19 protein-coding genes are annotated in these 23,219 nt (G+C 70.5%); 8 read left to right on the forward strand and 11 right to left on the reverse strand.

Features of this window, described 5'->3' with window-relative positions; genetic code table 11:
• Positions 1-35: 35 nt before the first annotated feature.
• The 3 genes from J8M51_RS18035 to J8M51_RS18045 are packed head-to-tail and all read right to left on the reverse strand — an operon-like array spanning position 36 to position 3,606.
• Positions 36-2,393, reverse strand: a complete 2,358-nt coding sequence (locus J8M51_RS18035) for an ABC transporter permease (protein WP_086758806.1) — start codon at positions 2,391-2,393, stop codon at positions 36-38.
• A complete protein-coding gene (locus tag J8M51_RS18040; RefSeq protein WP_086758804.1) occupies positions 2,390-3,085 on the reverse strand; it encodes an ABC transporter ATP-binding protein in 696 nt (231 codons plus the stop codon). The genes J8M51_RS18035 and J8M51_RS18040 overlap by 4 nt, the downstream gene beginning before the upstream one ends.
• Positions 3,082-3,606 carry a PadR family transcriptional regulator gene (locus J8M51_RS18045; protein WP_033531809.1) on the reverse strand — a complete coding sequence of 175 codons (525 nt, stop codon included), beginning with the start codon at positions 3,604-3,606 and terminating at the stop codon, positions 3,082-3,084. The genes J8M51_RS18040 and J8M51_RS18045 overlap by 4 nt, the downstream gene beginning before the upstream one ends.
• Positions 3,607-3,951: 345 nt before the next feature.
• On the opposite strand from J8M51_RS18045, the gene J8M51_RS18050 reads away from it, so the two are divergent.
• Entirely contained in the window at positions 3,952-6,324 is a 2,373-nt protein-coding gene (locus tag J8M51_RS18050; RefSeq protein ID WP_179203244.1) for a transglycosylase domain-containing protein, read from the forward strand.
• A 180-nt stretch (positions 6,325-6,504) separates the two neighbouring features.
• Here the strand turns inward: J8M51_RS18050 and J8M51_RS18055 are convergent, their stop codons facing one another.
• The 3 genes from J8M51_RS18055 to J8M51_RS18065 form a co-directional block, all read right to left on the reverse strand.
• Positions 6,505-8,628 carry a SpoIIE family protein phosphatase gene (locus J8M51_RS18055; protein ID WP_179203243.1) on the reverse strand — a complete coding sequence of 708 codons (2,124 nt, stop codon included), beginning with the start codon at positions 8,626-8,628 and terminating at the stop codon, positions 6,505-6,507.
• Between the two features lie 343 nt (positions 8,629-8,971).
• The gene (fomD, locus tag J8M51_RS18060; protein ID WP_086758798.1) at positions 8,972-9,664 is read right to left on the reverse strand and encodes a cytidylyl-2-hydroxypropylphosphonate hydrolase; all 693 of its coding nucleotides are present in this window, start codon (positions 9,662-9,664) and stop codon (positions 8,972-8,974) included.
• Between the two features lie 126 nt (positions 9,665-9,790).
• Positions 9,791-11,176, reverse strand: coding sequence for a class II fumarate hydratase (locus J8M51_RS18065; RefSeq protein ID WP_086758796.1), 1,386 nt, complete (start codon positions 11,174-11,176; stop codon positions 9,791-9,793).
• Positions 11,177-11,329: 153 nt separating this feature from the next.
• Here J8M51_RS18065 and J8M51_RS18070 point away from each other — a divergent pair, with 153 nt between their 5' ends.
• Complete coding sequence (locus J8M51_RS18070) at positions 11,330-12,064, forward strand: hypothetical protein (protein ID WP_086758794.1); 735 nt, start codon at positions 11,330-11,332, stop codon at positions 12,062-12,064.
• Between the two features lie 25 nt (positions 12,065-12,089).
• On the opposite strand, the gene J8M51_RS18075 is transcribed toward J8M51_RS18070, so the two are convergent.
• Positions 12,090-13,757, reverse strand: coding sequence for a fumarate hydratase (locus J8M51_RS18075; protein WP_086758792.1), 1,668 nt, complete (start codon positions 13,755-13,757; stop codon positions 12,090-12,092).
• 157 nt (positions 13,758-13,914) lie between these two features.
• Between J8M51_RS18075 and J8M51_RS18080 the strand changes: the two genes are divergently transcribed.
• Complete coding sequence (locus J8M51_RS18080; RefSeq protein WP_086758790.1) at positions 13,915-14,637, forward strand: DUF1707 SHOCT-like domain-containing protein; 723 nt, start codon at positions 13,915-13,917, stop codon at positions 14,635-14,637.
• A 174-nt stretch (positions 14,638-14,811) separates the two neighbouring features.
• Positions 14,812-15,189: a WhiB family transcriptional regulator gene (locus J8M51_RS18085; RefSeq protein ID WP_086758788.1), complete on the forward strand. Its 378-nt coding sequence runs from the start codon at positions 14,812-14,814 to the stop codon at positions 15,187-15,189.
• 76 nt (positions 15,190-15,265) lie between these two features.
• Here J8M51_RS18085 and glpX read toward each other — a convergent pair whose 3' ends face one another.
• Positions 15,266-16,300 carry a class II fructose-bisphosphatase gene (gene glpX, locus J8M51_RS18090; protein WP_086758787.1) on the reverse strand — a complete coding sequence of 345 codons (1,035 nt, stop codon included), beginning with the start codon at positions 16,298-16,300 and terminating at the stop codon, positions 15,266-15,268.
• Positions 16,301-16,434: 134 nt separating this feature from the next.
• On the opposite strand from glpX, the gene J8M51_RS18095 reads away from it, so the two are divergent.
• Positions 16,435-16,944 (forward strand): DUF4245 domain-containing protein, encoded by a 510-nt coding sequence (locus J8M51_RS18095; protein ID WP_086758785.1) that lies wholly within the window; start codon positions 16,435-16,437, stop codon positions 16,942-16,944.
• 156 nt (positions 16,945-17,100) lie between these two features.
• Here the strand turns inward: J8M51_RS18095 and J8M51_RS18100 are convergent, their stop codons facing one another.
• Complete coding sequence (locus J8M51_RS18100; protein ID WP_086758784.1) at positions 17,101-17,385, reverse strand: exodeoxyribonuclease VII small subunit; 285 nt, start codon at positions 17,383-17,385, stop codon at positions 17,101-17,103.
• A gap of 10 nt (positions 17,386-17,395) precedes the next feature.
• Complete coding sequence (xseA, locus tag J8M51_RS18105) at positions 17,396-18,676, reverse strand: exodeoxyribonuclease VII large subunit (protein ID WP_086758782.1); 1,281 nt, start codon at positions 18,674-18,676, stop codon at positions 17,396-17,398.
• A gap of 304 nt (positions 18,677-18,980) precedes the next feature.
• On the opposite strand from xseA, the gene J8M51_RS18110 reads away from it, so the two are divergent.
• A complete protein-coding gene (locus J8M51_RS18110; RefSeq protein WP_086764410.1) occupies positions 18,981-19,991 on the forward strand; it encodes a 4-hydroxy-3-methylbut-2-enyl diphosphate reductase in 1,011 nt (336 codons plus the stop codon).
• A 178-nt stretch (positions 19,992-20,169) separates the two neighbouring features.
• Positions 20,170-20,916 carry a polyphosphate--glucose phosphotransferase gene (ppgK, locus tag J8M51_RS18115; protein WP_086764407.1) on the forward strand — a complete coding sequence of 249 codons (747 nt, stop codon included), beginning with the start codon at positions 20,170-20,172 and terminating at the stop codon, positions 20,914-20,916.
• 74 nt (positions 20,917-20,990) lie between these two features.
• Here the strand turns inward: ppgK and J8M51_RS18120 are convergent, their stop codons facing one another.
• Complete coding sequence (locus tag J8M51_RS18120) at positions 20,991-21,554, reverse strand: DUF6542 domain-containing protein (protein ID WP_317852982.1); 564 nt, start codon at positions 21,552-21,554, stop codon at positions 20,991-20,993.
• 386 nt (positions 21,555-21,940) lie between these two features.
• Here J8M51_RS18120 and ychF point away from each other — a divergent pair, with 386 nt between their 5' ends.
• The gene (gene ychF, locus J8M51_RS18125) at positions 21,941-23,029 is read left to right on the forward strand and encodes a redox-regulated ATPase YchF (RefSeq protein WP_086751372.1); all 1,089 of its coding nucleotides are present in this window, start codon (positions 21,941-21,943) and stop codon (positions 23,027-23,029) included.
• Positions 23,030-23,219: the final 190 nt, after the last annotated feature.

Below are 23,219 nucleotides of genomic sequence, written 5' to 3' on the forward strand. Positions count from 1 at the left end.
TGGCACCGGCCCACGCCCCGCGCCGCCGCACCGGCCTACTCCGTACGCAGCCCCTCCGGCCGCATCAACCGCATCAGGGGCGGCATGCTCAGCGCCGTCACCAGGAGGACGACGCCCGCGCCGATGCCGGTCATCGACAGCACGCTCGGCCAGTCCACGCCCACCGGCCTGTTCGTCATCTTCAGCAGGACCGCGCCGAGGGTCAGACCGACCGCCGACGCGAGGGCCAGGCCCAGCGTGATCGGGACGGCGGTCTGCCACAGCACGGACAGGCCGAGCGTGCGCCGCCGTGTGCCGAAGGCGACCAGAGCCGACAGCAGCTTCCGGCGTTCGCGCAACTGTTCGAGCTGGGAGACGAGGAGGCTCGCGCCGATGAGGACCAGCACGGCGGACGCGCCGACCAGCAGACCGGTGCGGATGTCCGCGAACTCGTCGGCCCGCGTGGTCGACTCCCACTCCCAGGTCCGGATGAGCGGATCGATCGCCACGGCCGCGTTGCGCACCTCGTCGAGGGCGTTCGGCACGGTGGGGTCGGTCCGTACGTAGACGGTGCTGTGGAGCAGCGGCTCCGTCTTCGCGGGCAGGGCACCCGGGGTGACCATCAGCCCGTCCGTCCCGGGCCGCAGCGAATCGGCGCGCCCGGACACCTTCTTCACCTCGGCCGGCAGCTTCCAGGCGATCTCCGGCCCCGACCCGTTCCCGTCGTAGGACGGGTCGAAGTACAACGTGTTCCCGGCGGTGCCGAGCCGCGCCAGGCCGGGGTCCGCCGCGGCGCCCACGACGAAGACGTCGCCGTCCTGGCAGGAGGGGATGTCGGCCAGTTCGCGCAGCGCCGCGCAGTCGCCGACGGTCAGCCCGTACAGCCCCTCGGGGTCCTTGGCACGGGCCGAGACGTCGACGGTGGACAGCGCGGCCGTGGCCGCGGCGCCCTCGGCCCGCCCCAGCTCCTTGCCCGCGACGCTCACCGGGAGATCGCGCGGCAGGACCAGCTCCATCTGGGCCCGGGCCGTGTCCTTCCCGGTCGAACTCGTGAACCTGCCCTCGACCCCGGCGAACAGCATCTGCAGGGCGATCGCGCCGGCCACCGCCACCGCGATGCCGTTGACCATGCGCGCCGCCGAGCCGCTGCTCAGCTGGAGTCTGCGGACGGCCAGTTGCCAGGACAGGGCGCCGGAGCCCAGCCGGGCGACGAACGCCTCGACCACCCAGGGCAGCAGCGCGGTGATGCCGAAGAGCAGCAGCACGACACCGCCGGTCACCATGTACTCGTTGAAGTTCCCGTTCTCCGACCCCTGGCCGACCATCGGGTAGAGCAGGGCGAGACCGCCGAGCGGCAGCAGCAGCCGCCACCAGAGCCTGCGGTGCGCGGGCTTGGCCGTACGGACCACACCGAGCGGTTCGATCACGACGCCGCGCAGCGCGAACAGGGTGACGAGGACGGCGGCGGCCGGCACCGCGAGCGCCACCAGCAGGGCGAGGCCGACGGAGGGGTTCAGGTAGCTGGGGAAGACACTGACATCGAGCACCTCGACCGAACCGGCGATCTCCCTGCCCAGCAGGAAGAACCCGGTGCCGAAGACCAGCCCCAGCACGGCGCCCGCGAGGGCCTCGCCCGCCGCGATCCGGCGCGTCATCCGCCCGTCGGAACCGACCAGCCGCAGCGCCGCCAGCCTGCGGTCCCGCCGCTCGCCGCCGAACCGTACGGCCGTCGCGATGAAGACGGCCACCGGCATCAGCAGCACCACGAACACGACCAGCGTGAGCAGTACCAGGACCGGGTCCATCTCCTCCTCGGGCTGGTCGGCGGTGGACCACCCGAACTGGTCGATCCGGTACACCACCGAGTCGTCGAGCCGTGCGGCCAGTCCCTCGGCGCCCGCGTAGTAGGTGAGTTCACCGGGGCCGATCAGTCCCTCCTCGCCGATGCTGCCCACCGTTTCGTACGGCAGCCGGTCGCGCAGCATCTTCCCGGCGTCCGACTTCAGCAGGTCGGCGAGGGCGGGGGAGACGACCATGTCGCCCGGCGCGGGGAACTTCCCGACGCCCGGCGGCAGCGGCGCGTCCGCGCCCTCGGGTTCGAGGAGCCGTCCCCGTATCTCCTGATACCGGTACTCGGTGTCGGTGTCGGCGACGATCAGGCTCTTGTCGGTCGGCTTGGACGTGGAGTTGTCCTGGAGATAGCCGATTCCCTGGTCCTCCCGGGCCTTCTCCCGGGCGTCGCGGGTCGTGAGCGCGCTCGGTACGGCCGCGGTGAGCAGCAGCAGCGCCACCCCGAGGCCGACCCCGACCGCGGTGAGCACGGCGCGCACCCAGCCCTCACGGCCCCCGGTGAAGGTGAACCGCACCCCCATCGCCAGGTCCCGGTACCACTGGCGGACCGTGGCCGAGCTCATACGATGCGCTCCATGTCCCGCGACTTCCCGTCCCGTACGACGATCTCGCGGTCCGAGTACGCGGCGACCCGCGCCTCGTGCGTGACGAGGACGACGGCGGCGTTGGTGGAGCGGGCGGCCTCGGTGAGCAGTTCCATCACGCGCTCGCCGTTGAGCGAGTCGAGCGCTCCGGTGGGCTCGTCCGCGAAGAGCACCCGGGGGCTGGTGACCAGGGCACGGGCCACGGCGACCCGCTGGCCCTGACCGCCGGAGACCTCACCGGGACGCTTGCGCGCGAGGTCGTCGACCTCCAGCCGCTGCATCCAGCCGAGCGCGGTCTTCTCGGCCTCCTTGCGGGAGCCGCCGTTCAGCCGCAGCGGCAGCGCCACGTTCTCCACACAGGTCAGCTCCGGCACCAGCTGGCCGAACTGGAAGACGAACCCGAACTCGCTGCGCCGCAGCGCGCTGCGCTGGGCGTCGTTCATGGTGGCCATCTCCCGGCCGTTGTACGTGATCGAGCCCGAGTCGGGCGGCACGATCCCGGCGAGGCAGTGCAGCAGTGTCGACTTGCCGGAGCCGGAGGGGCCCATCACCGCGACGACCTCGCCGGGGTGGATGGAGAACTCCGCGCCGTCCAGCGCGGTGGTCGGACCGTACGCCTTGCGCAGATCGGTCGCGACGAGCAGGGAACCGGCGGGGGGCGGCGTGGTCACCGGGTCACCGCCTCGGCCAGCTTGCCCAGTCGGGCGGCGGTCAGCTCCAGCCATCGCAGATCGGCCTCCAGATGGAACAGGGCGTGGTCGCAGATCAGCTGATCGGCCAGGTCGCCCTTGCGTTTGCGGTCGGTGAGGATGCGCATCATGCGCAGGTGTTCCGAGCGCTGGGTGTCGAGGATGTCGGCCGCGTTCCGGTCCGTGAGCAGGGCGAGGACGACCTTCGTGTAGAGGGTCGACTGCAGATACGGCTCGGGCTTCTCGGGCGTCGCGAGCCACCGCTGGACGTCCGTGATGCCCGCCTCGGTGATCGCGTACCGCTTGCGCTCGGGGCCGCCGCCGGGCTCGATGCCGTCGACCTCGACGAGGCCGTTCTTCAGCAGCCGCGACATCGTCGAGTAGACCTGGCCGTAGTGCAGCGGCCGGTCGTGACCGAACTTCTCGTCGAAGGCCCGCTTCAGGTCGTAACCGTGTCGGGGCCCGGACTCCAGGAGTCCCAGGAGGGTGTGACCGATGGACATGAGCACGACTGTACACACGAGGTATACACACCACGTATACCTGCCGTGTATAGGTCCCGGTCGGACGGTGAGGGGGCGCAGGTCAGAGCTGATTGTCACGGTTCTGTCACCGAAGCCGACGGTGACCGGGCCCCAACTCATGGGACGGGTGGGGCAACCATCCGCCCTGCTGGAACGTCCGTTCCGGTGGGATGAGGTCTATGGGCACGCGCCTCGCGTGCGCATTGTCACGCCATCACGGAGCGGACCGACTCCCTCTTGTCATAGTCCTCGGTGTTAGCTTGCTGAGCTGACAAGACCCGAGTGACGTATGAGACCGAGCAGAATGCGGAGCGGACCGGAGCCATGGGACGAGCGGAAGAAAGACGAGCGCGGCAGCGCGGCGGTCGCCGCGCGGCGCCCCAGCGCTCGTCCGGAGGCGATGCGGGGGCGACGGCGGTCATAGCCCCGCCCGAGGGCGGCGGCCGGGCCGCGGCCAGGGCCGCGGCCAAGGGCGGCGGCAAGAAGAAGCAGCAGCAGAGCTTCCTGCGCCGTCTCTTCACCTGGAAGAAGATCCTCGGCGCGTTCTTCGGCGCCTGCCTGCTCGGCATGGGTGCCTTCATCGTGCTCTATCTGATGATCGACATACCCAAGGGGAACCCCCAGGCGCTCCAGGAGAGCAACGTCTACCGGTACTCCAACGGCAAGATCTTCGCCCGCACCGGCGACACCAACCGGGAGATCGTCGACCTCGACAAGGTCCCCAAAGACGTCCAGATGACCTTCGTCGCCGCCGAGAACAAGACCTTCTTCAGCGACCCCGGCGTCGACTTCAAGGGCATGACGCGCGGCGTGATCAACACCCTCTCCGGCAAGGGCAAGCAGGGCGGCTCGACCATCACCCAGCAGTACGTCAAGAACTACTACCTGACGTCCGACCAGACGGTGACCCGCAAGCTCAACGAGCTGGTCATCTCCCTGAAGCTGGAGCGCGAGGAGTCCAAGGACTACATCCTCGCCGGCTACATCAACACCAGTTACTACGGCCGCGGCGCCTGGGGCATCCAGGCCGCCGCCCAGGCGTACTACGGCGTCGACGCCAAGGACCTCAAGGTCGAGCAGGGCGCCTATCTCGCCGCGCTGCTCCAGGCCCCCAGCCAGTACGACCTGTCGACCGCCACCGAGACCGGCAAGAAGCTGGTCACGAACCGCTGGAACTATGTGCTGGACAACATGGTCGAGATGGGCGAGCTGAAGGCCTCGGAGCGGGCCGGCATGAAGCTCCCCAAGCCGAAGGAGCCCCAGGCCGCCCCCGATCTGGAGGGCCAGAACGGCTATCTGGTCGTGGCCGCCAAGGATCAGCTGGCCAGGCAACTCGTGGCCAACGACGCGGTCGACGACATCGAGGACGCCAAGACGAAGATCGACGCGGGCGGCTGGAACATCACGCTCAACATCAACCCGAAGAAGCAGGCCGCACTGGAGAAGGCCGTCAAGGAACGCCTCACCAGCAAGCTGGAGCCGAAGAAGCGCAAGGTCGACAAGTACATCCAGGCCGGTGCCGTCTCCGTCGACCCGAAGACGGGCAAGGTCGTCGCCATGTACGGCGGCGTCGACTACGTGAAGCACTTCACGAACAACGCCACCCGCCGGGACTACCAACCCGCCTCGACCTTCAAGCCGGTCATCCTCGCCGCGGCCGTCGACGGGAACGCCGAGACCCAGGACGGCGACCCGATCACCGCCGACACCGTCTACGACGGTGACAGCCGGCACAAGGTCACGGACGACGGCACCGCGGTCGGCTTCGCCCCGCCCAACGAGGACAACGTCGACTACGGCGACGTCACCGTGCAGGGCGCCATGAACAAGTCCATCAACTCCGTCTTCGCGCAGATGGGCGTCGACGTGGGCATGGAGAAGGTCATGGAGGTCGCCGGGAAGCTCGGTATGGACACCGAGGGCATGGAGGCGGTGCCCGCCCAGACCCTGGGCTCCATGGGCGCCAGCCCGCTGGAGATGGCCGGCATCTACGCCACCCTCGACAACCACGGCAGGAAGGTCACCCCGACCATCGTCGCCTCGGCCTCACGCCGGGACGGCGCGGTCAAGTTCGCCGACCCGATCGGCGAGCAGGTCATCAGCAAGGAGGCCGCCGACACGGTCACCTCGGTCCTCACCGGCGTGGTCGACGACGGTACGGCGAAGACGTCGGTCCGCGACAACCCCTCCCGCGACGGGCAGCAGGTCGCCGGCAAGACGGGTACCTCCGACAAGAACCGCTCCGCCTGGTTCACCGGCTACACCCCGAACCTCGTGACCTCCGTCGGTCTCTTCGGCGAGGACATGAGCAAGAACGGCAAGCACGTCCCGATGTACGGAGCGGTCGGCGTCCCCCGGGTCAACGGCGGTGGCTTCCCCGCCCAGATCTGGGCCACCTACACCTTCGGTGTGATGGGCAAGGCCACCAAGTTCGAACTGGACACCAAGCAGGGCGCCGCCGTCGCGCCCACGAAGTCCCCGACGCCGACCCTGTCCCCGTCCGCGACCCCGTCGGAGACACCCACCTCGGAGGAACCGACCACCGAGGCCCCGACGACCCCGGAGACCACCCCGGAGACGACGCCGGAGACCACCCCGGAGACGACGCCGGAGACGACCCCCGAGGAAACCCCGTCGGGCGACGACGGCGGCATCGAGTTCCCGACGAACCCGAACGATCCCCAGGCGGACGATTAGCACAGGCGACAAGCCGAAGGGCGCCCGGTGGTAAATCCACCGGGCGCCCTTTCGCGCGCTTGAGGGCGGCCGCAGGCCCCCTCAAGGGGCGCGGGGAACTGCGCGACCAGCCACGACGAACCCGCAGCCCGCAGAGCACAGTTGCGCCCGAGCTGTCGGCGGCTCACCCCAGCGGAGCGCTCACGCCTGATTCAACTCGAACCAGACAACCTTCCCCGCACTCAACCGAGTGGCCCCCCACCGCTTCGCCAGCCGATTGACGAGATAGAGCCCACGGCCCCCCTCGTCCGTCGCACGGGCCTGCCGAAGCCGCGGCAGCTGCGGCACGTCGTCGGTGACCTCGCACCGCAGCACATCGGTCCGCAGCAGCCGCAGGGTCACCGGCCGGGTCGCGTACCGCACCGCGTTGGTGACGACCTCGCTGATGAGCAGCTCGACGGAGTCGGTCAGCTCCTCCAGGCCCCAGCGGGACAGGGCATGCCGGGCCAGTCGGCGCGCCCGCCCCGGAGCCATCTCCTCCGGTTCCAGGAACCAGTACGCGACGTCGCTGGGAGCGATCCCATCGAACCGCGCGGCAAGAAGCGCGATGTCGTCGTCACGGTCCCCCGGACCAAGCATGTCGAGCACCTCGTCGCACAGCGCCTCCAGCGGCGGCGGATGATCCGGCCCGGTCAGCTGGGCGGTCGCGGCCAGCTTCTCCCGCAACTGCTCTATCCCGGTCCACACGTCCCGCAGCCGGGACTCCACCAGCCCGTCCGTGTAGAGCAGCAGCGTGCCCCCGGCGGGCGCGTCCAGCTCGACCGCCTCGAAGTCCACCCCGCCCACACCGATCGGCGCGCCCGGCGGCACCCGCAGCACCTCGGCGCGACCGCCGAGATGCAGCAGCACCGGCGGCGGATGCCCGGCGTTGGCGATGGTGATCCGGTGCGAGACCGGGTCGTACACCGCGTACAGACAGGTCGCCATGCGATCCGTACCGAGCCGCTGCGCCTGCTCGTCGAGGTGGTGCAGCACCTCCTGCGGCGGCAGGTCCAGCCCCGCGAGGGTCTGCGCGGTGGTCCGCAGCTGCCCCATGATCGCGGCCGAGGTCATCGAATGACCCATCACATCGCCCACGACCAGGGCGACCCGGCTCCCCGGCAGGGGAATCGCGTCGTACCAGTCACCGCCGACCCGCGCGGTCTCGGCGGCCGGCAGATACCGGTGCGCGAGCCGTACGCCGGTGCACTTCGGGAGCGCCTCCGGCAGCATCGTGCGCTGCAGTTCGTCGGCGATGTACGCCTCACGGCCGTACAGCACCGCCTTGTCGATGCCGAGCGCGCTGTGCGTGGCGAGCTGGGCGGCGACCAGCAGGTCGTCCTGCTCGAACGCCATCCGCTCCGGGCGGCGCAGGAAGACCGCCGCGCCGATCACCCGGCGCCGGCCGCGCAGCGGGGCGAGGATCGCCCGCTGGCCGGTCGGCACGGTCAATTCGGCGTCCGGTCCGAGCAGTTCCGGCAGCGCGTCGTGCGCGGCGGGCGCGTCGGCGAAGACCGGCCGGACGCCCCGCAGCACCTCGGCGAGCGCGCCGCCGGGCCGGACCTCGCACTGCTCGGCCGTGACGACCGCCAGATCGACGGGCTGCTCGGGCTGGAGCGAGGAGGGCATGAAGCCGCCCTCGGTGTCCCGCTCCTCGGGGATCCGGTCGGTGCGGCGCAGCCGCAGCACCATGGGCCCGGTGGGCCGCTCGTCGCCGACCGGCAGCGGCTCGCGCAGATACACGAGGATCGCGTCCGAGAACGTCGGCACGGTGGCCCGGCACAGACCCATGACGATCTCGTCCAGGTCGATGCCGCGGGCGATCCGCCGGGTCGCGGCGCCCACGAAGCGCAGCCGGTCGCCGTCCCGCCGCATGGGCATGGGGGCGCCCGGCGCCACACCCTGCCCGCCGCGCCGCTCCAGACCGCTCCCGGTGCCGCCGGAGCGGTCCGGGTCACCGCCGGGCTGTGCCGGGATGGTCTCCGGCGCGGGCCGCGGGCGGTGCGGGTCGGGCTCGGTGGCCGCGGGCTGGGAGTGCTCGGAGACCGCCGGCTGGGCGTGCTCCGAGGGTGCCTGTCCGGTCTGTCCGCTCTTCGCGCACGAGGCCGCGGTGCCCGGCTCGGCCGGGGCGTCACCCATGCGCGCCTGAGCCGGTAAGGCCGCGGCGGGCGCGGCTCGCATCGGCTCCTGGGTACGCAGGAGCGCCCCACGGGGGTCCGTGGGGCCGGCGCCGCTCTGAGGGCGCTCGTGGGAGGTGGGGTGCTCCGTCACGCGTGTCGAATCCATCCGTCCGGGACTGCGCGTCGTGTGCGCAGTGCGTCCCGCAAACCCGATACTTCGTCCCGCAGAAAGGCCGATACCCGGATTACGTGTCCTGGGAACGGAATTCCCGCGTGGTCAGAGGCAGTTCCTGTGCCACACACGGTACCGGCGGGCTCGCCGAACGACAGTACTGCCCGTCCGTCGGGCCGTCTCCGGTCCGTCCCGGTGTAACCCTCGTACCCCTTGATCACGTCTTGCCGCCCCTCGGTGACGTACGGTCAAGCCCTGCCCGAACTGCGGGAGTTGCCCCTGTGAACTATTGCGGAGGACGATCCTACGGTTGCGGACCGGGGGCGTATCAAGGGTCTCATGAGGACAAGTGCGCGGGCGTACGGTCCCAGTCGTCCGGGAGAGACGGTACTCCCCATGCGGGATTCGGGCGCCAGTGCTGCCAGCCGTCCGAGAACGGCGGGCCCCACGCGCGGATCACCTCCACCGCGGACCGGCCCGCCTCGCGCACCCGCTCGGCCGCCGGCGCGTCCATCAGACCGTCCTGCTGGGCCTGCGCGAACTCGTCCTCGTCGAGCCAGTTCCACGACCGGTCCGGGTACACGCAGATGTCCAGGAAGTGGTCCTCGGAGTCCACTCCGCCGTCCCAACGGGCCAGCGGAGTCTCCAGGTTGACGTACCAGTTCTTGAAACGCCAACCCTGCTCCCAGAACAGCCACACCGACCACGGCTCGCCCGGCCGCGCCAGTTTCAGCACCCCGGTGCCGGACCACCGGCCGAGCCGCATCCCGCGCGGCTTCTTGTACCGGGAGTCCAGCGGCTCGGAGTTGAGCGAGCTGCCGTCCGCCAGCACGGGCCGTACGCACTCGGTGCCGGGCGCCAGCCAGACGGCCAGCAGGTCCTGGTCGTCGCGTACGACCGTGACGGGGCGCGCGATATGGAAGCGTTCGCCGCCGTTCTCCCGGTAGCGCCACAGGATCTGACTCCCCGGCTCCCAGAACGCCGCCGACCCGCCCGCTTCCGCTCGTCTCACCACTCCGTCGTCTCCCATGCGCAGATATTAGGTGTCATGCGCATATGACGCTGCGGTACCGGTCACGGTTCACGCCTTGGCGGGAAATCGGTTACCCGGGTGACACCGGGGACGGCCGGAACTCGCCGCCCGCTCACGGGCGCGTCACGGCCGTGTCATCCGCAGGACATCGAGCGCCTCGTCCAGTTGCTCCAGGGTGAGATCGCCGCGCTCCACGTACCCGCCCGCGAGGACGACCTCCCGGATGGTGCTCCGCTCGGCCAGCGCCTTCTTGGCGACCTTCGCGGCCTCCTCGTAGCCGATGTACTTGTTGAGCGGGGTGACCACGGACGGGGACGACTCGGCGTACTCACGGGCCCGCTCGCGGTTCGCGACGATGCCGTCCACGGTCCGGTCGGCGAGCAGCCTGGAGACGTTGGCGAGCAGCCGGACGGACTCCAGGACGTTCTTGGCGATGACGGGCAGCATCACGTTCAGTTCGAAGTTGCCGGCGGCGCCCGCCGTGGTGACCGTGACGTCGTTGCCCGTGACCTGCGCGGCGACCATCAGCACGGCCTCCGGGATCACCGGGTTGACCTTGCCGGGCATGATCGAGGAACCGGGCTGGAGGTCGGGAAGCGAGATCTCGGCCAGCCCCGTCCGCGGCCCGGACGCCATCCACCGCAGATCGTTGGCGATCTTGGTGAGGGACACGGCGACCGTCCGCAGCTGCCCGGACGTCTCCACGATCCCGTCCCGCGCGCCCTGCGCCTCGAAGTGGTCCCGCGCCTCGGTCAGCGGCAGCCCGGTGGTCCGCGCGACCTCCGCGATGACGGCGGCGGAGAACCCGGGCGGTGTGTTGATGCCGGTGCCCACGGCCGTGCCGCCCAGGGGGAGTTCGGCGAGCCGGGGCAGCGAGGCCTGAAGCCGCTCGACGCCGTACCGCACCTGGGCCGCGTACCCGCCGAACTCCTGGCCGAGAGTGACCGGTGTGGCGTCCATGAGATGCGTACGGCCGGACTTCACGACGTCCGCGAACTCGTCGGACTTGCGGGAGAGCGCGTCGGCCAGGTGTCGCAGGGCCGGGATCAGGTCACGGGTGACGGCGGCGGTGGCCGCGATGTGGATCGAGGACGGGAAGACGTCGTTGGACGACTGGGACGCGTTCACATGGTCGTTCGGATGCACCTCGCGTCCGAGGCGCTCGCTCGCGAGGGTGGCGAGCACCTCGTTGGTGTTCATGTTCGACGAGGTCCCGGAACCGGTCTGGAACACGTCCACCGGGAAGTGCGCGTCCCAGCGCCCCGCCGCGACCTCCTCGGCCGCCTCCTGGATCGCCTCGGCGATGTCCTTGTCGAGCACGCCCAGTTCGGCGTTGACCTTCGCGGCGGCGCCCTTGATCCGGGCCAGGGCCTCGATGTGGGCCCGCTCGATGTGCTGCCCGGACACCGGGAAGTTCTCGACGGCCCGCTGGGTCTGGGCCCGCCACTTGGCGTCCGCCGGTACGCGGACCTCGCCCATGGAGTCGTGTTCGACGCGGTAGTCACTCATGACCGGTACAGCGCCCCGGCCGGCCGCGATGTTCCCGGCCGACCGTCCCCGTGCAGTAGCGTCACCCCGACGAGTCGCTCATCGAACGCAGTGTCGAATGAAGCGGCCGGTGAGCCGTCCGTGTCCCGCGAAGTGCCGAAGAGAGAACCTGACTTGACCAGAGCAGTCGTACGCCGGTCCTGCGCGGCCGGTGCCGCCGTCCTGTCCCTCACCCTGCTGGCCGCGTGCTCGGACTCGGGCGAGGGCGGGGAAGAGGGCGCCTCGGGCGGAAAGGCGTCCGCCCTCACCGCGGCGGAACTGGAGAAGGCCGTCCTGAAGGACGGGGACGTCGAGGGCCACAAGGTCACCGAGCCCACCGGCACCGTGGACCAGAAGGACGTGAAGGCCGGCAGCGACGCGTGCGCGCCCGTCGCGTACGCCATGGTCGGCTCGGTGGTGGACGAGCCGGCCGCGATGGTCCAGCGCGAGACGGCCGCCGAGATCGACCCCGCCCGGGCGGCGAAGAAGGGCGGCACCGAGGCCCTCGACAACACCCGGACCCTGCTCCGCCTGACCTCCTACGACGGCGACGCGGCCCAGTCCGTGATGAAGTCCCTCGCCACCTCGGCCGAGGACTGCGCTGACGGCTTCGAGGTCACCGTCGACGGCACCGCCCAGGAGGTCACCAAGGTCGCCACGGCCACCGCGCCCGAGGGCGCCGACGAGGCGATCGCCCTCGACTTCCTGAGCGAGGGCGGCGGCACGAAGATCCCCATGAAGGTCGTCGTCTTCCGCCAGGGCACCACCCTCGGCTACTTCACCGCCCTCAACATCGCCTCGGCCGCCACGGGCAAGGACTTCGACTTCCCGACGGAGGTCGTGACCGCCCAGGTCAAGAAGCTGGCGTAGCCGAATCCCCACCGGCCGGCCGCTCCTACGCCAGTCCAGGCCCCCGCACCGGAATCGACGTGAACGTCGGCGCCGGTGCCGGGTCCTTGAAGAAGTCGTTGCCCTTGTCGTCGACGACGACGAACGCCGGGAAGTCCTCCACCTCGATCTTCCAGACCGCCTCCATGCCGAGCTCCTCGTACTCGACGACCTCGACCTTCTTGATGCAGTCCTGGGCGAGGCGGGCCGCGGGACCGCCGATCGAGCCGAGGTAGAAGCCGCCGTGCGCGCCGCACGCGTCCGTGACCTGCTGCGAGCGGTTGCCCTTGGCCAGCATCACCTTGGACCCGCCCGCCGCCTGGAACTGCTCGACATAGGAGTCCATCCGGCCCGCCGTGGTCGGGCCGAAGGAACCGGACGCGTAGCCCTCGGGGGTCTTGGCCGGGCCCGCGTAGTACACCGGGTGGTCCTTCAGGTACTGCGGCATCTCCTCGCCCGCGTCCAGCCGCTCCTTGATCTTGGCGTGCGCGATGTCACGGGCCACGACCAGCGGCCCGGAGAGCGAGAGCCGCGTCTTCACGGGGTACTTGGTCAGCTCGGCGAGGATGTCGTCCATCGGCTGGTTGAGATCGATCCGGACCACGTCGGAGGACTCGTCGAGGTGCTCGTCGGTCGTCTCCGGCAGGAACCGCGCCGGGTCGGTCTCCAGCTGCTCCAGGAAGACGCCCTCCGCCGTGATCTTCGCGACGGCCTGCCGGTCGGCCGAGCAGGACACGGCGATCGCGACGGGGCAGGAGGCGCCGTGCCGCGGCAGCCGGATCACACGCACGTCGTGGCAGAAGTACTTGCCGCCGAACTGCGCCCCGATCCCGATCTTCTGCGTCAGCTCGAAGACCTTCTCCTCCAGGTCCTTGTCCCGGAAGCCGTGCCCGAGCGGCGACCCCTCGGCCGGGACCTCGTCCAGGTAGTGCGCGGAGGCGTACTTCGCGGTCTTCAGCGCGTACTCGGCACTCGTACCGCCGACCACGATCGCCAGGTGGTACGGGGGACAGGCGGCCGTCCCCAGCGAACGGATCTTGGCCTCCAGGAACTTCATCATGGAGGCCTCGTTCAGCACGGCCTTCGTCTCCTGGTACAGGAACGACTTGTTGGCGGACCCGCCGCCCTTGGCCATGAACAGGAACTTGTAGGCGCCGCCGTCGGTCGCGTACAGCTCGATCTGGGCCGGCAGGTTCGACCCGGTGTTCTTCTCCTCCCACATGGTGAGCGGAGCCATCTGCGAGTAGCGCAGGTTCAGCTTGGTGTACGCGTCGTAGATGCCCTTCGACAGGGCCTTCTCGTCGCCGCCCTCGGTGAGGACGTTCTGCCCGCGCTTGCCCATGACGATCGCCGTGCCGGTGTCCTGGCACATGGGCAGCACGCCGGCGGCCGCGATGTTCGCGTTCTTCAGCAGGTCGAGCGCGACGAACTTGTCGTTGGACGACGCCTCGGGGTCGTCGATGATCCGGCGGAGCTGCGCGAGGTGCGCGGGGCGCAGATAGTGCTGGATGTCGTGGATCGCCTCGGCGGCCAGCTTGCGCAGCGCCTCCGGCTCCACCTTGAGGAACGTCCGCCCGTCGGCCTCGAAGGTGGAGACACCCTCGGAGGTCACCAGCCGGTACGGGGTGGTGTCCTCTCCCATGGGGAGCAGATCGGTGTACTCGAACTCAGGCATCGGTGCCCATTCCTCACTAGACAGACCGCACAGCTGGCCTCCATCGGCAGCGTCCACCAGCGTAGAACCTGCTCCGGGCGGCGGGCTTGTGAGGTAAGGCTCAGTTCGAACCCGGAGAGGGCTATCGCGATCTATCGTGTTTCGGTACGCTGCTGCCGTGGACCTTCAGAAGCAGCCCGAACCGCGTGCCTCCGTCGCCGAGCTGCGCGCCTCGGACGCCGACCGTGACCGCATCGCCGACATCCTGCGCGACGCCCTCGCCGAGGGACGCCTCACCGCCGACGAGCACGCCGAGCGGGTCGAGGGCGTGCTGGCCGCGAGGACGGTCGGCGAGCTGGACGTGTTCATCCAGGACCTGCCCGCCGCCCACGCCCCCGCGGCGCCGTACGCGTCGGCGGCGTACCCGCCCGTCTCCTCCGCGCCCAGCCGCCCCACCCCGGGCGCCATCCCCGTCGACCCCGACGACCGGCTGATGGCCGTCTTCAGCGCCGCGGCGCGCAAGGGCCGCTGGCGGCCCGGCCGCCGTATCCACGCGTACGCGATATTCGGCAGCGTCGAGATAGACCTCAGCGAGGCCCTCTTCGAGCACCGCCAGGTGATGATCAAGGCGATCTCCGTCTTCGGCAGCGTCGAGATCCGCGTCCCGGAGAACGTCTCGCTGCGCGGCAGCGGCGCCGGTGTCCTCGGCAACTTCGAGGTGCACGCGCTGGACTCGGGCGAGGCCGACGCCCCCGTGGTCTTCGTGGACGGATTCGCCGTCCTCGGGAGCATCGAGGCGAGGCCCAGGCGGGGCAAGGCGATCGCCGACCTCCTCGGCCGGGTCGCCGACCACATGTCCCACGGGGCGTACGGCTATTTGCGCAAACGCCAGGACCGTTGACGCCTGTGAATTCGACCATGCCCGGACCCCACCCGAAAGGATCTGATCCGCTTGTGACCAGGCGGTGTTGACGGCGAAATCCAGCGGATCGGGACTCAGTGCATAGGCCCGCGCACAGCGGGTAGGCCTTGCTGCATCGTCTCTCGCTCGCGAAGCCGTCGTCAGGAGTAGACCGTGCTGCATCCGCCGCATTCGTCCCTGCAGGTCGCTGCCGTTCCGCCGCAGCGGGTGCCAGTGCGAGACAGGGACCAGGACGCCCCGTGGCACACGGAGGCCGTGTGCCGGCGTGACGAGGCCGGGCTGTTCTTCGCCCCCTCCAAGGAACCCACCGCGTCCAGGCTCTCCCGCGAGGAAGCCGCCAAGCGCGTCTGCGCCCGTTGTCCCGTCATGGTCGAGTGCCGGGAACACGCACTCCTGCAACCCGAGCCCTACGGAGTCTGGGGCGGTCTGACGGCGGCGGAGCGCCGGGTCGTCCTGGCCCGCAGGCGCCGCCGGGACCTGGAGCTGAAGAAGGCGGCCAGGGCGAACGGGACGATAGCGGCGGCGGGTTGACGCCGACCCACAGCAGCGACAGGGCACCCTCTCCGCACAAGAGGGCGCCCTGTCGGCAGTGTCGGGGGCCGGTCGCCTACTTGGGCTTCTCGAAGTCGATGGAGCTGTAGGCCCGCAGCTTGCTCAGCCGGTGCGTGGAATCGATCCGCCGCACCGTCCCCGACTTCGACCGCATCACGATCGAGTCGGTGCTCGCGGTCTCCGACCGGTACCGCACCCCGCGGAGCAGTTCGCCGTCCGTGATCCCGGTCGCCACGAAGAACACGTTCTCCCCGGAGACCAGGTCGTCCGTCGTCAGCACCCGGTCGAGGTCGTGCCCCGCGTCGATCGCCCGCTGCCGCTCCGCGTCGTCCTTCGGCCACAACTTGCCCTGGATCGTGCCGCCGAGGCACTTCACCGCACAGGCCGAGATGATGCCCTCGGGCGTCCCGCCCACGCCGAGCAGCAGATCGACACCCGTGCCCTCGCGCAGCGCCAGGATCGAGCCCGCGACGTCGCCGTCGGAGATCAGCTTGATCCGCGCGCCGGCCTCCCGGATCTCCTGGATGATCCCCTGGTGGCGCGGCCGGTCCAGGATGACCACGGTCACATCCTCCGTCGCGGACCGCTTCGCCTTGGCGACCCGGCGGATGTTCACCGACACCGGCGCGTCGATGTCGACGAAGTCGGCCGCCTCCGGCCCGGTGACCAGCTTGTCCATGTAGAAGACGGCCGACGGGTCGAACATCGTGCCCCGGTCGGCCGCCGCCAGCACGGCGATCGCGTTGGTCATGCCCTTGGCCGTGAGCGTCGTCCCGTCGATCGGGTCCACGGCGATGTCGCACTCCGGGCCGGTGCCGTCACCGACGCGCTCCCCGTTGAACAGCATCGGGGCCTCGTCCTTCTCGCCCTCCCCGATCACGACGACGCCGTTCATCGACACGGTGGAGACGAGGGTCCGCATGGCGCGCACGGCGGCCCCGTCCGCCCCGTTCTTGTCCCCGCGGCCGACCCAGCGGCCCGCGGCCATCGCGGCCGCCTCGGTCACCCGGACGAGCTCCAGGGCGAGGTTGCGGTCGGGGGCCTCGGAGGGCACTTCGAGCTCGGACGGCAGCTGATGATTCTCGGTCATCGGAGCGCACCTTTCTGATACGACGACGGCCGGATGAGGGTTCGGCCCGACTCTATCGTCAGTCCGACAAAATGAGCAGGGGACCCCACGGATGAGCGGACCGGTGCACCTGCGACGATGAGGGCGTGGCAGGTATGAAAGGCAAGCAGACCGTTCGGGACATGGTCCTCTCCCTGGGACTCATCGTGCTGGCGGCATGGGTCATCTATCTCTTCATCCCGCATGACGAGACCGAGCAGGAGCTCAAGCGCGTCGACTACCGCGTCGAACTGCTGACGGCACGCCGCGCCGCCTCCTACGCGGTGGCCGCGCCCGAGGGCCTGCCCAGCGCCTGGAAGGCGACCTCCGTCCGCTTCCAGGGCGACGAGTCCGACCACTGGCACCTCGGGTTCCACGACCCCGAGGGTCAGTACGTGGGCGTCGAGCAGTCCGCCGAGAAGCCGTCCCGGTTCATCGCGGACGCCACCCAGGACGCGAAGAAGACCGGGACCACGCAGGAGATCGGCGACGAGACCTGGGACCGGTACGAGGGCGAGCGCTACGACGCCCTCGTCCTGGAGAAGGAGGGCTCCACGACCGTCGTCGCCGGTTCCGCGTCCTTCGCCCAGCTGACGAAGATGGCCGAGGCGCTCAGAACGGAGTGACGGTGCGGGCGGGACACCGTCCCCGTACCGCCCCGATACACACGAAGGGCCCCGGCGATCGCGCCGGGGCCTTCTTGTCCGCCTGTCCGCCCCGTCCGCCTGTCCGCCCCGTCCGTCCTTGGCCCGCCCTTGTCCGGCGGGCCGTCGCGCTGCCGATCAGCCGGCTCCGCCGTCCGCGTCCCCGTCCGCGTCCCCGTCCTCGGCCAGCGCCGCGTCCAGGCGGGCCCGTGCCCCGTCCAGCCAGCGGCGGCAGACCTTGGCCAGCTCCTCGCCGCGCTCCCAGAGGGCGAGGGACTCCTCCAGCGTCGTACCGCCCGCCTCCAGCCGCCGGACGACCTCGATCAGCTCGTCCCGCGCCTGCTCGTACCCGAGGGCGCGGTCGGCCTCGGAGGCCCCGGCCGCCCCGGTCGTCCCGTCGGCCTCGCTCACGTTGCTGGTCATGCGGCCCACCTTATGCGTCCCCTCCGACAGCCCCGGTCCCACCGGCTGCCGCTGTCCCGTCCACCGTGTCCGCCCCCGGTGCCGTCCCGTCGACCCGGACGGCGAACTCGCCCTCGGCCACCCGCGCCCGCAGCGGCTCCTCCGGCCCGACCTCGCCGGGCGCGCGCACCACATGCCCGTCGGCCTTCTGCAGCACCGCGTACCCCCGCCGGAGCGTCGCCGCCGGGGAGAGGGCCACCACGCGCGCGTGCGTGTGCGTCAACTCCGAGACGGCACGGTCCAGATGGTGCCCGAGACAGCGGCGGCCCCGGTCCAGCAGCGAGGCCACATGGTCGGCCCGCTCGTCGATCATGCGATGCGGATCCTCCATCGAGGGCCGCGCCAGCGCATGGGCCAGCCCCCGTTCCTCCCGCTCCACGAACCCCTCCACACACCGCCGGGCCCGGTCCCGCAGCCACCGCACCCGCTCGTACTCCTCGCCCACGTCCGGTACGACCTTCTTGGCCGCGTCGGTCGGCGTGGAGGCGCGCAGGTCCGCCACATAGTCCAGCAGCGGGGTGTCCGGCTCGTGCCCGATCGCCGACACGACCGGTGTACGACAGGACGCGACCGCCCGTACGAGCTGCTCGTCGGAGAAGGGCAGCAGATCCTCCACGCTGCCGCCGCCGCGCGCCACGACGATGACGTCCACGCCCGCCAGGGCGTCCAGCTCCTTCACCGCCTGGACGACCTGCGGCACCGCGTGCACCCCCTGCACGGCGACGTTGCGTACCTCGAAGCGGACGGCCGGCCAGCGGCGCCGGGCGTTCTCCAGCACATCCCGCTCGGCCGCCGAGGCCCGGCCGCAGACGAGCCCGATCAGCTGTGGCAGAAAGGGCAGCGGTTTCTTCCGCTCGGGCGCGAACAGCCCCTCGCTCGCCAGGGACTTCTTCAACTGCTCCAGCCGGGCCAGCAGTTCACCGACCCCGACCGGCTTTATCTCGGTGGCCCGCAGCGACAGCTGTCCACGCGGCGCGTACCACTCGGGCTTCGCCAGGACGACGACGCGGGCACCCTCGCTCACCACGTCGGCCACCGAGTCGAACACCTGGCGGTAGCAGGTCACGCCGACCGAGATGTCGTGCGACGGGTCCCGCAGCGTGAGGAACACGACGCCCGCGCCCGGACGCCGCGACAGCTGGGTGATCTGCCCCTCGACCCACACCGCGCCGAGCCGGTCGATCCAGCCACCGATGAGCCGCGAGACCTCGCCGACGGGGAGGGGGGACTCGGCGGACGTGTTGAGTGCCATGCGGCCGAGGGTAGCGGGGGGTACGGACAAGGTGGCCAAGGCCGCGTCATGGCTCGGGGGTTCGGGTGCGTCGGCGTCCGCGGCTCCGGTGGGGCTTCTCGCGCAGTTCCCCGCGCCCCTGAAAAAGCAGGGGCTGCGCCCCGTGCTTTTTCGGCCCGGAAGGGCCGCAGGCCCTTGAGGGGCGCGGGGAACTGCGCGAGCAACCACGAATCACCCGTACTCGCCGACGCACAGGTACCCCCGAGCCACTGGGCGCCCCTCCCGCGCCCCCGTCGGCCAAGCCCCCGCCGGGGAACCCCCTACGATGGAAGACATGACCGCTTCGCCTGGCCGCCGCCGTGTCCTCCTCGCCGCCCCGCGCGGCTACTGCGCGGGTGTCGACCGCGCGGTGATCGCCGTCGAGAAGGCCCTGGAGCAGTACGGGGCCCCGATCTACGTCCGTCACGAGATCGTCCACAACAAGTACGTCGTGCAGACGCTGGAGAAGAAGGGCGCCATCTTCGTCGAACAGACGGAGGAGGTCCCCGAGGGCAACATCGTCATGTTCTCGGCCCACGGCGTCGCCCCGACCGTCCACGACGAGGCCGCCCGCGGCAGGCTCGCCACCATCGACGCCACCTGCCCGCTGGTCACCAAGGTCCACAAGGAAGCCATCCGGTACGCCAAGGAGGACTTCGACATCCTCCTGATCGGTCACGAGGGCCACGAAGAGGTCATCGGCACCTCGGGCGAGGCACCGGACCACATCCAGCTGGTCGACGGCCCCGGGGACGTCGCCAAGGTCGAGGTCCGCGACCCGTCCAAGATCGTCTGGCTCTCGCAGACCACCCTCTCCGTCGACGAGACCATGGAGACGGTCGGCGCCCTCAAGGAGAAGTTCCCGCTGCTCGTCTCGCCGCCCAGCGACGACATCTGCTACGCCACGCAGAACCGCCAGCTCGCCGTGAAGCAGATGGGCGCCGAGGCGGAGCTGGTCATCGTGGTCGGCTCCCGCAACTCCTCCAACTCGGTCCGCCTCGTCGAGGTCGCCAAGCTCGCCGGCTCCCGCGAGGCGTACCTCGTGGACTTCGCCGACGAGATCGACGAGGCCTGGCTGGAGGGCGTGGAGACCGTCGGTGTCACCTCGGGCGCCTCCGTCCCGGAGGTCCTCGTCGAAGAGGTCCTGGAGTGGCTCTCCCGGCGCGGCTTCGAGGACGTCGAGCTGGTCAAGGCCGCCGAGGAGTCGATCACCTTCTCCCTGCCCAAGGAGCTCCGCCGCGACCTGCGCGAGGAGGCCGCCTCCCTCGTCGCCGAGCGCACCGACCGCAGCGCCTGACCCGTCCGGGAGGCCTCGGACACGTCCGGACGCCTCGGACACCCCGCACACCCCGTACGGCCCCGGAACGTGAAGGTTCCGGGGCCGTCCGCGTGGCGGCACGTGAGGATCGCGGCACCCGGCGGCGGCCGGGCACCTCGGCAACGTGACTGTCAGTCGTACGACGTAACGTAGGGCCATGCACATCTTCGGCGTGGACATCGGTGGTTCCGGGATCAAGGGCGCTCCCGTGGACCTGGACCTGGGCGACCTGGCGGACGAGCGGTACAAGGTGCTGACCCCGCACCCGGCGACGCCGGACTCGGTCGCCGACGGGGTAAAGGAGGTCGTCGACCACTTCGGCTGGACCGGCCCGGTCGGCATCACCTTCCCCGGCGTGGTCACCGGCGGTGCCACGATCCGTACGGCGGCCAACGTCGACAAGTCCTGGATCGACACCGACGCGCGCGCCCTCCTGAGCGACCGGCTCGGCGGCATGCCGGTGACCGTGGTGAACGACGCGGACGCGGCGGGCGTCGCCGAGGTCCAGTTCGGCGCCGGACGCGACCGCCAGGGCACGGTCATCCTGCTCACCTTCGGCACGGGCATCGGCAGCGCCGTCTTCTCCGACGGCGTCCTCGTCCCGAACACGGAGCTGGGCCACCTGGAGCTGCACGGCCACGACGCCGAGACCCGCGCCTCCACCAAGGCCAAGGAGGACCACGAGCTGACCTGGGAGCACTGGGCCAAGCGCGTCACCAAGTACCTGGCCCACGTCGAGATGCTCTTCTCACCCGAGTTGTTCATCATCGGCGGCGGCGTCAGCCGCAAGTCCGCCAAGTTCCTGCACCTCATCGAGGGCATCCGAGCGGACATCGTCCCCGCCCAGCTGCAGAACAACGCGGGCATCGTGGGCGCGGCGATGAGGGCGGCGAAGGCCGGCTAGTCAGTCCGGCGGGGCCCTGAGCGCGCGGGGGACCGCACCGACCACCCCGGAGCGCCGCGCTCCGGGTGCGCCGACTACCCCCGGGGCACGGTGCGGCGGGGCTGGGCCGGAGGCCTCGGCGCCCGGGACCCGGCCGACCGGCGTTCGGCCGGGTGCTGCGGTCGGCCACCGGCGGCCCCACCCCGCACCTGCCCCCCGACCCGCACCCGCCCCGCCGGTTCCACCCCGTCCCTGTCCCTGTCCGTGCCCCTTTCCCGCTCCCTCTCTCCCGCCCGGCGGGCCATCAGCCGGAGCTTGCGCACGGTCACGATGACACCGGCCACGAGGGTGCCGCCGTAGAGCCAGCCCGCCTGCATGGCGAGGGCGGTGACCAGGGCCATCAGATGCCCGCCGAGTCCGCCCTCGCCCTCGGCGAGCAGCGGCAGACCCACGGCGAAGGCGATCGGTACGACCACGGGCGCGCTCGCCAGGTCACCGCCTCGCACCCACACCGCGCTCAACGCGCTGACCAGCAGGAACAGCACCCCGTACAGAACGGCGGACGCGCCGAACAGCAGCCGGTCGAGGCCGGCGAGCACGAACATCGCCACCCCGCTGAACAACCCGCAGCCCAGCCCGGTGAGGCGCGGGTTCGGCATCCGGCGCACGGGCGGCGTGACCTTTCGCACGGCCCGCGCGACGCTCCGCACGGCTCGGACCGGCAGCGGTACGGGCCCGCGCGCGACCGGAGCACGACGCGGCCCGCCCGCGCCGGGGACCCGGCCCCCTCTTCCGGCCTGCGGAGGAAGGGGTGGGACGCCGCGTCGCGGCCCGGTGCGGGGGAGGTACGCGCTCTGCTGCTGATCCACTCGTCCAACTTAGGTCGGTTAATGTGCCGAATGGGTGTGAAGACACGCCGTTGAGCGGACCTTGGCCAAGCGTTCGATACGTCGCCGGGCCGGGCGTCGGCACGCCGTAAACTGGGTCACCGGTCGGCCCTCCGGCCCTGGCCGCCTGGCCCTCCTACGTACGGGAAGTCGCAAACGTGTCGCTCACGATCGGAATCGTCGGTCTGCCCAACGTCGGCAAGTCGACCCTGTTCAACGCCCTGACCAAGAACGACGTGCTGGCGGCCAACTACCCGTTCGCCACGATCGAGCCGAACGTCGGCGTCGTGGGCGTCCCGGACGAGCGCCTGACGAAGCTGGCCGAGATCTTCAGCTCGCAGAAGATCCTCCCGGCGACCGTCGACTTCGTCGACATCGCGGGCATCGTGCGCGGCGCCAGCGAGGGCGAGGGTCTCGGCAACAAGTTCCTCGCGAACATCCGTGAGTCGGACGCGATCTGCCAGGTCATCCGCGCCTTCCAGGACGAGAACGTCGTCCACGTCGACGGCAAGGTCTCGCCCAAGGACGACATCGAGACGATCAACACCGAGCTGATCCTCGCCGACCTCCAGACCATCGAGAAGGTCCTGCCGCGCCTCCAGAAGGAGTCGCGCATCAAGAAGGACATCGCCCCGAAGGTCGCCGCGGTCGAGGCCGCCAAGGAGATCCTGGAGAAGGGCGACACCCTCTTCTCCCAGGGCATCGTGCAGGGCTCCGGCAACGAGGAGCTCCTCCACGACCTGCACCTGCTCACCACCAAGCCGTTCCTCTACGTCTTCAACGTCGACGAGGACGAGCTGACCGACGAGGACTTCAAGAACGAGCAGCGTGCCCTGGTCGCCCCCGCCGAGGCGATCTTCCTCAACGCCAAGCTGGAGCAGGACCTCGCCGAGCTGGACGAGGCGGACGCGATGGAGCTCCTGGAGTCGGTCGGCGCCGAGGAGCCGGGCCTCGCCACCCTCGCCCGCGTCGGCTTCGACACCCTGGGCCTGCAGACCTACCTCACGGCCGGCCCCAAGGAATCCCGCGCCTGGACCATCAAGAAGGGCGCCACCGCCCCCGAGGCCGCCGGTGTCATCCACACCGACTTCCAGAAGGGCTTCATCAAGGCCGAGGTCATCTCCTTCGCCGACCTGGTCGAGACCGGCTCGGTCGCCGAGGCCCGCGCCAAGGGCAAGGCCCGCATGGAGGGCAAGGAGTACGTGATGCAGGACGGGGACGTCGTCGAGTTCCGCTTCAATGTGTAGCGGGTGACGTACCGCCACGTCACTGATCTGGCAAACATGCAGGTCAATAGGGGTTCGGCTCTTCGGGGTCGGGCCCCTGGTTTTTTTCCGTGCTGGGATGGTGCCAGGAAACCTGACCCGTCGTCACCTGCCGTCACCCCTACTCATCCCTACCGTGCTGCGGTTGTGCCGGGATGGCGGTCGGCTCCGG

It is taken from the genome of Streptomyces griseiscabiei (assembly GCF_020010925.1).
Classification (GTDB): Bacteria; Actinomycetota; Actinomycetes; order Streptomycetales; family Streptomycetaceae; genus Streptomyces; species Streptomyces griseiscabiei.

Coding starts and splice junctions, on each gene's coding strand:
- J8M51_RS18120 (WP_317852982.1), bottom strand. CDS start 21,554: ATGCCGAACCCGCGCCTCACCGGGCTGGGCTGCGGGTTGTTCAGCGGG.
- J8M51_RS18110 (WP_086764410.1), top strand. CDS start 18,981: ATGGAAGACATGACCGCTTCGCCTGGCCGCCGCCGTGTCCTCCTCGCC.
- J8M51_RS18050 (WP_179203244.1), top strand. CDS start 3,952: ATGGGACGAGCGGAAGAAAGACGAGCGCGGCAGCGCGGCGGTCGCCGC.
- J8M51_RS18045 (WP_033531809.1), bottom strand. CDS start 3,606: ATGTCCATCGGTCACACCCTCCTGGGACTCCTGGAGTCCGGGCCCCGA.
- J8M51_RS18095 (WP_086758785.1), top strand. CDS start 16,435: ATGAAAGGCAAGCAGACCGTTCGGGACATGGTCCTCTCCCTGGGACTC.
- J8M51_RS18065 (WP_086758796.1), bottom strand. CDS start 11,176: ATGAGTGACTACCGCGTCGAACACGACTCCATGGGCGAGGTCCGCGTA.
- J8M51_RS18035 (WP_086758806.1), bottom strand. CDS start 2,393: ATGAGCTCGGCCACGGTCCGCCAGTGGTACCGGGACCTGGCGATGGGG.
- ppgK (WP_086764407.1), top strand. CDS start 20,170: ATGCACATCTTCGGCGTGGACATCGGTGGTTCCGGGATCAAGGGCGCT.
- glpX (WP_086758787.1), bottom strand. CDS start 16,300: ATGACCGAGAATCATCAGCTGCCGTCCGAGCTCGAAGTGCCCTCCGAG.
- J8M51_RS18075 (WP_086758792.1), bottom strand. CDS start 13,757: ATGCCTGAGTTCGAGTACACCGATCTGCTCCCCATGGGAGAGGACACC.
- xseA (WP_086758782.1), bottom strand. CDS start 18,676: ATGGCACTCAACACGTCCGCCGAGTCCCCCCTCCCCGTCGGCGAGGTC.
- fomD (WP_086758798.1), bottom strand. CDS start 9,664: ATGGGAGACGACGGAGTGGTGAGACGAGCGGAAGCGGGCGGGTCGGCG.
- J8M51_RS18055 (WP_179203243.1), bottom strand. CDS start 8,628: ATGGATTCGACACGCGTGACGGAGCACCCCACCTCCCACGAGCGCCCT.
- J8M51_RS18100 (WP_086758784.1), bottom strand. CDS start 17,385: ATGACCAGCAACGTGAGCGAGGCCGACGGGACGACCGGGGCGGCCGGG.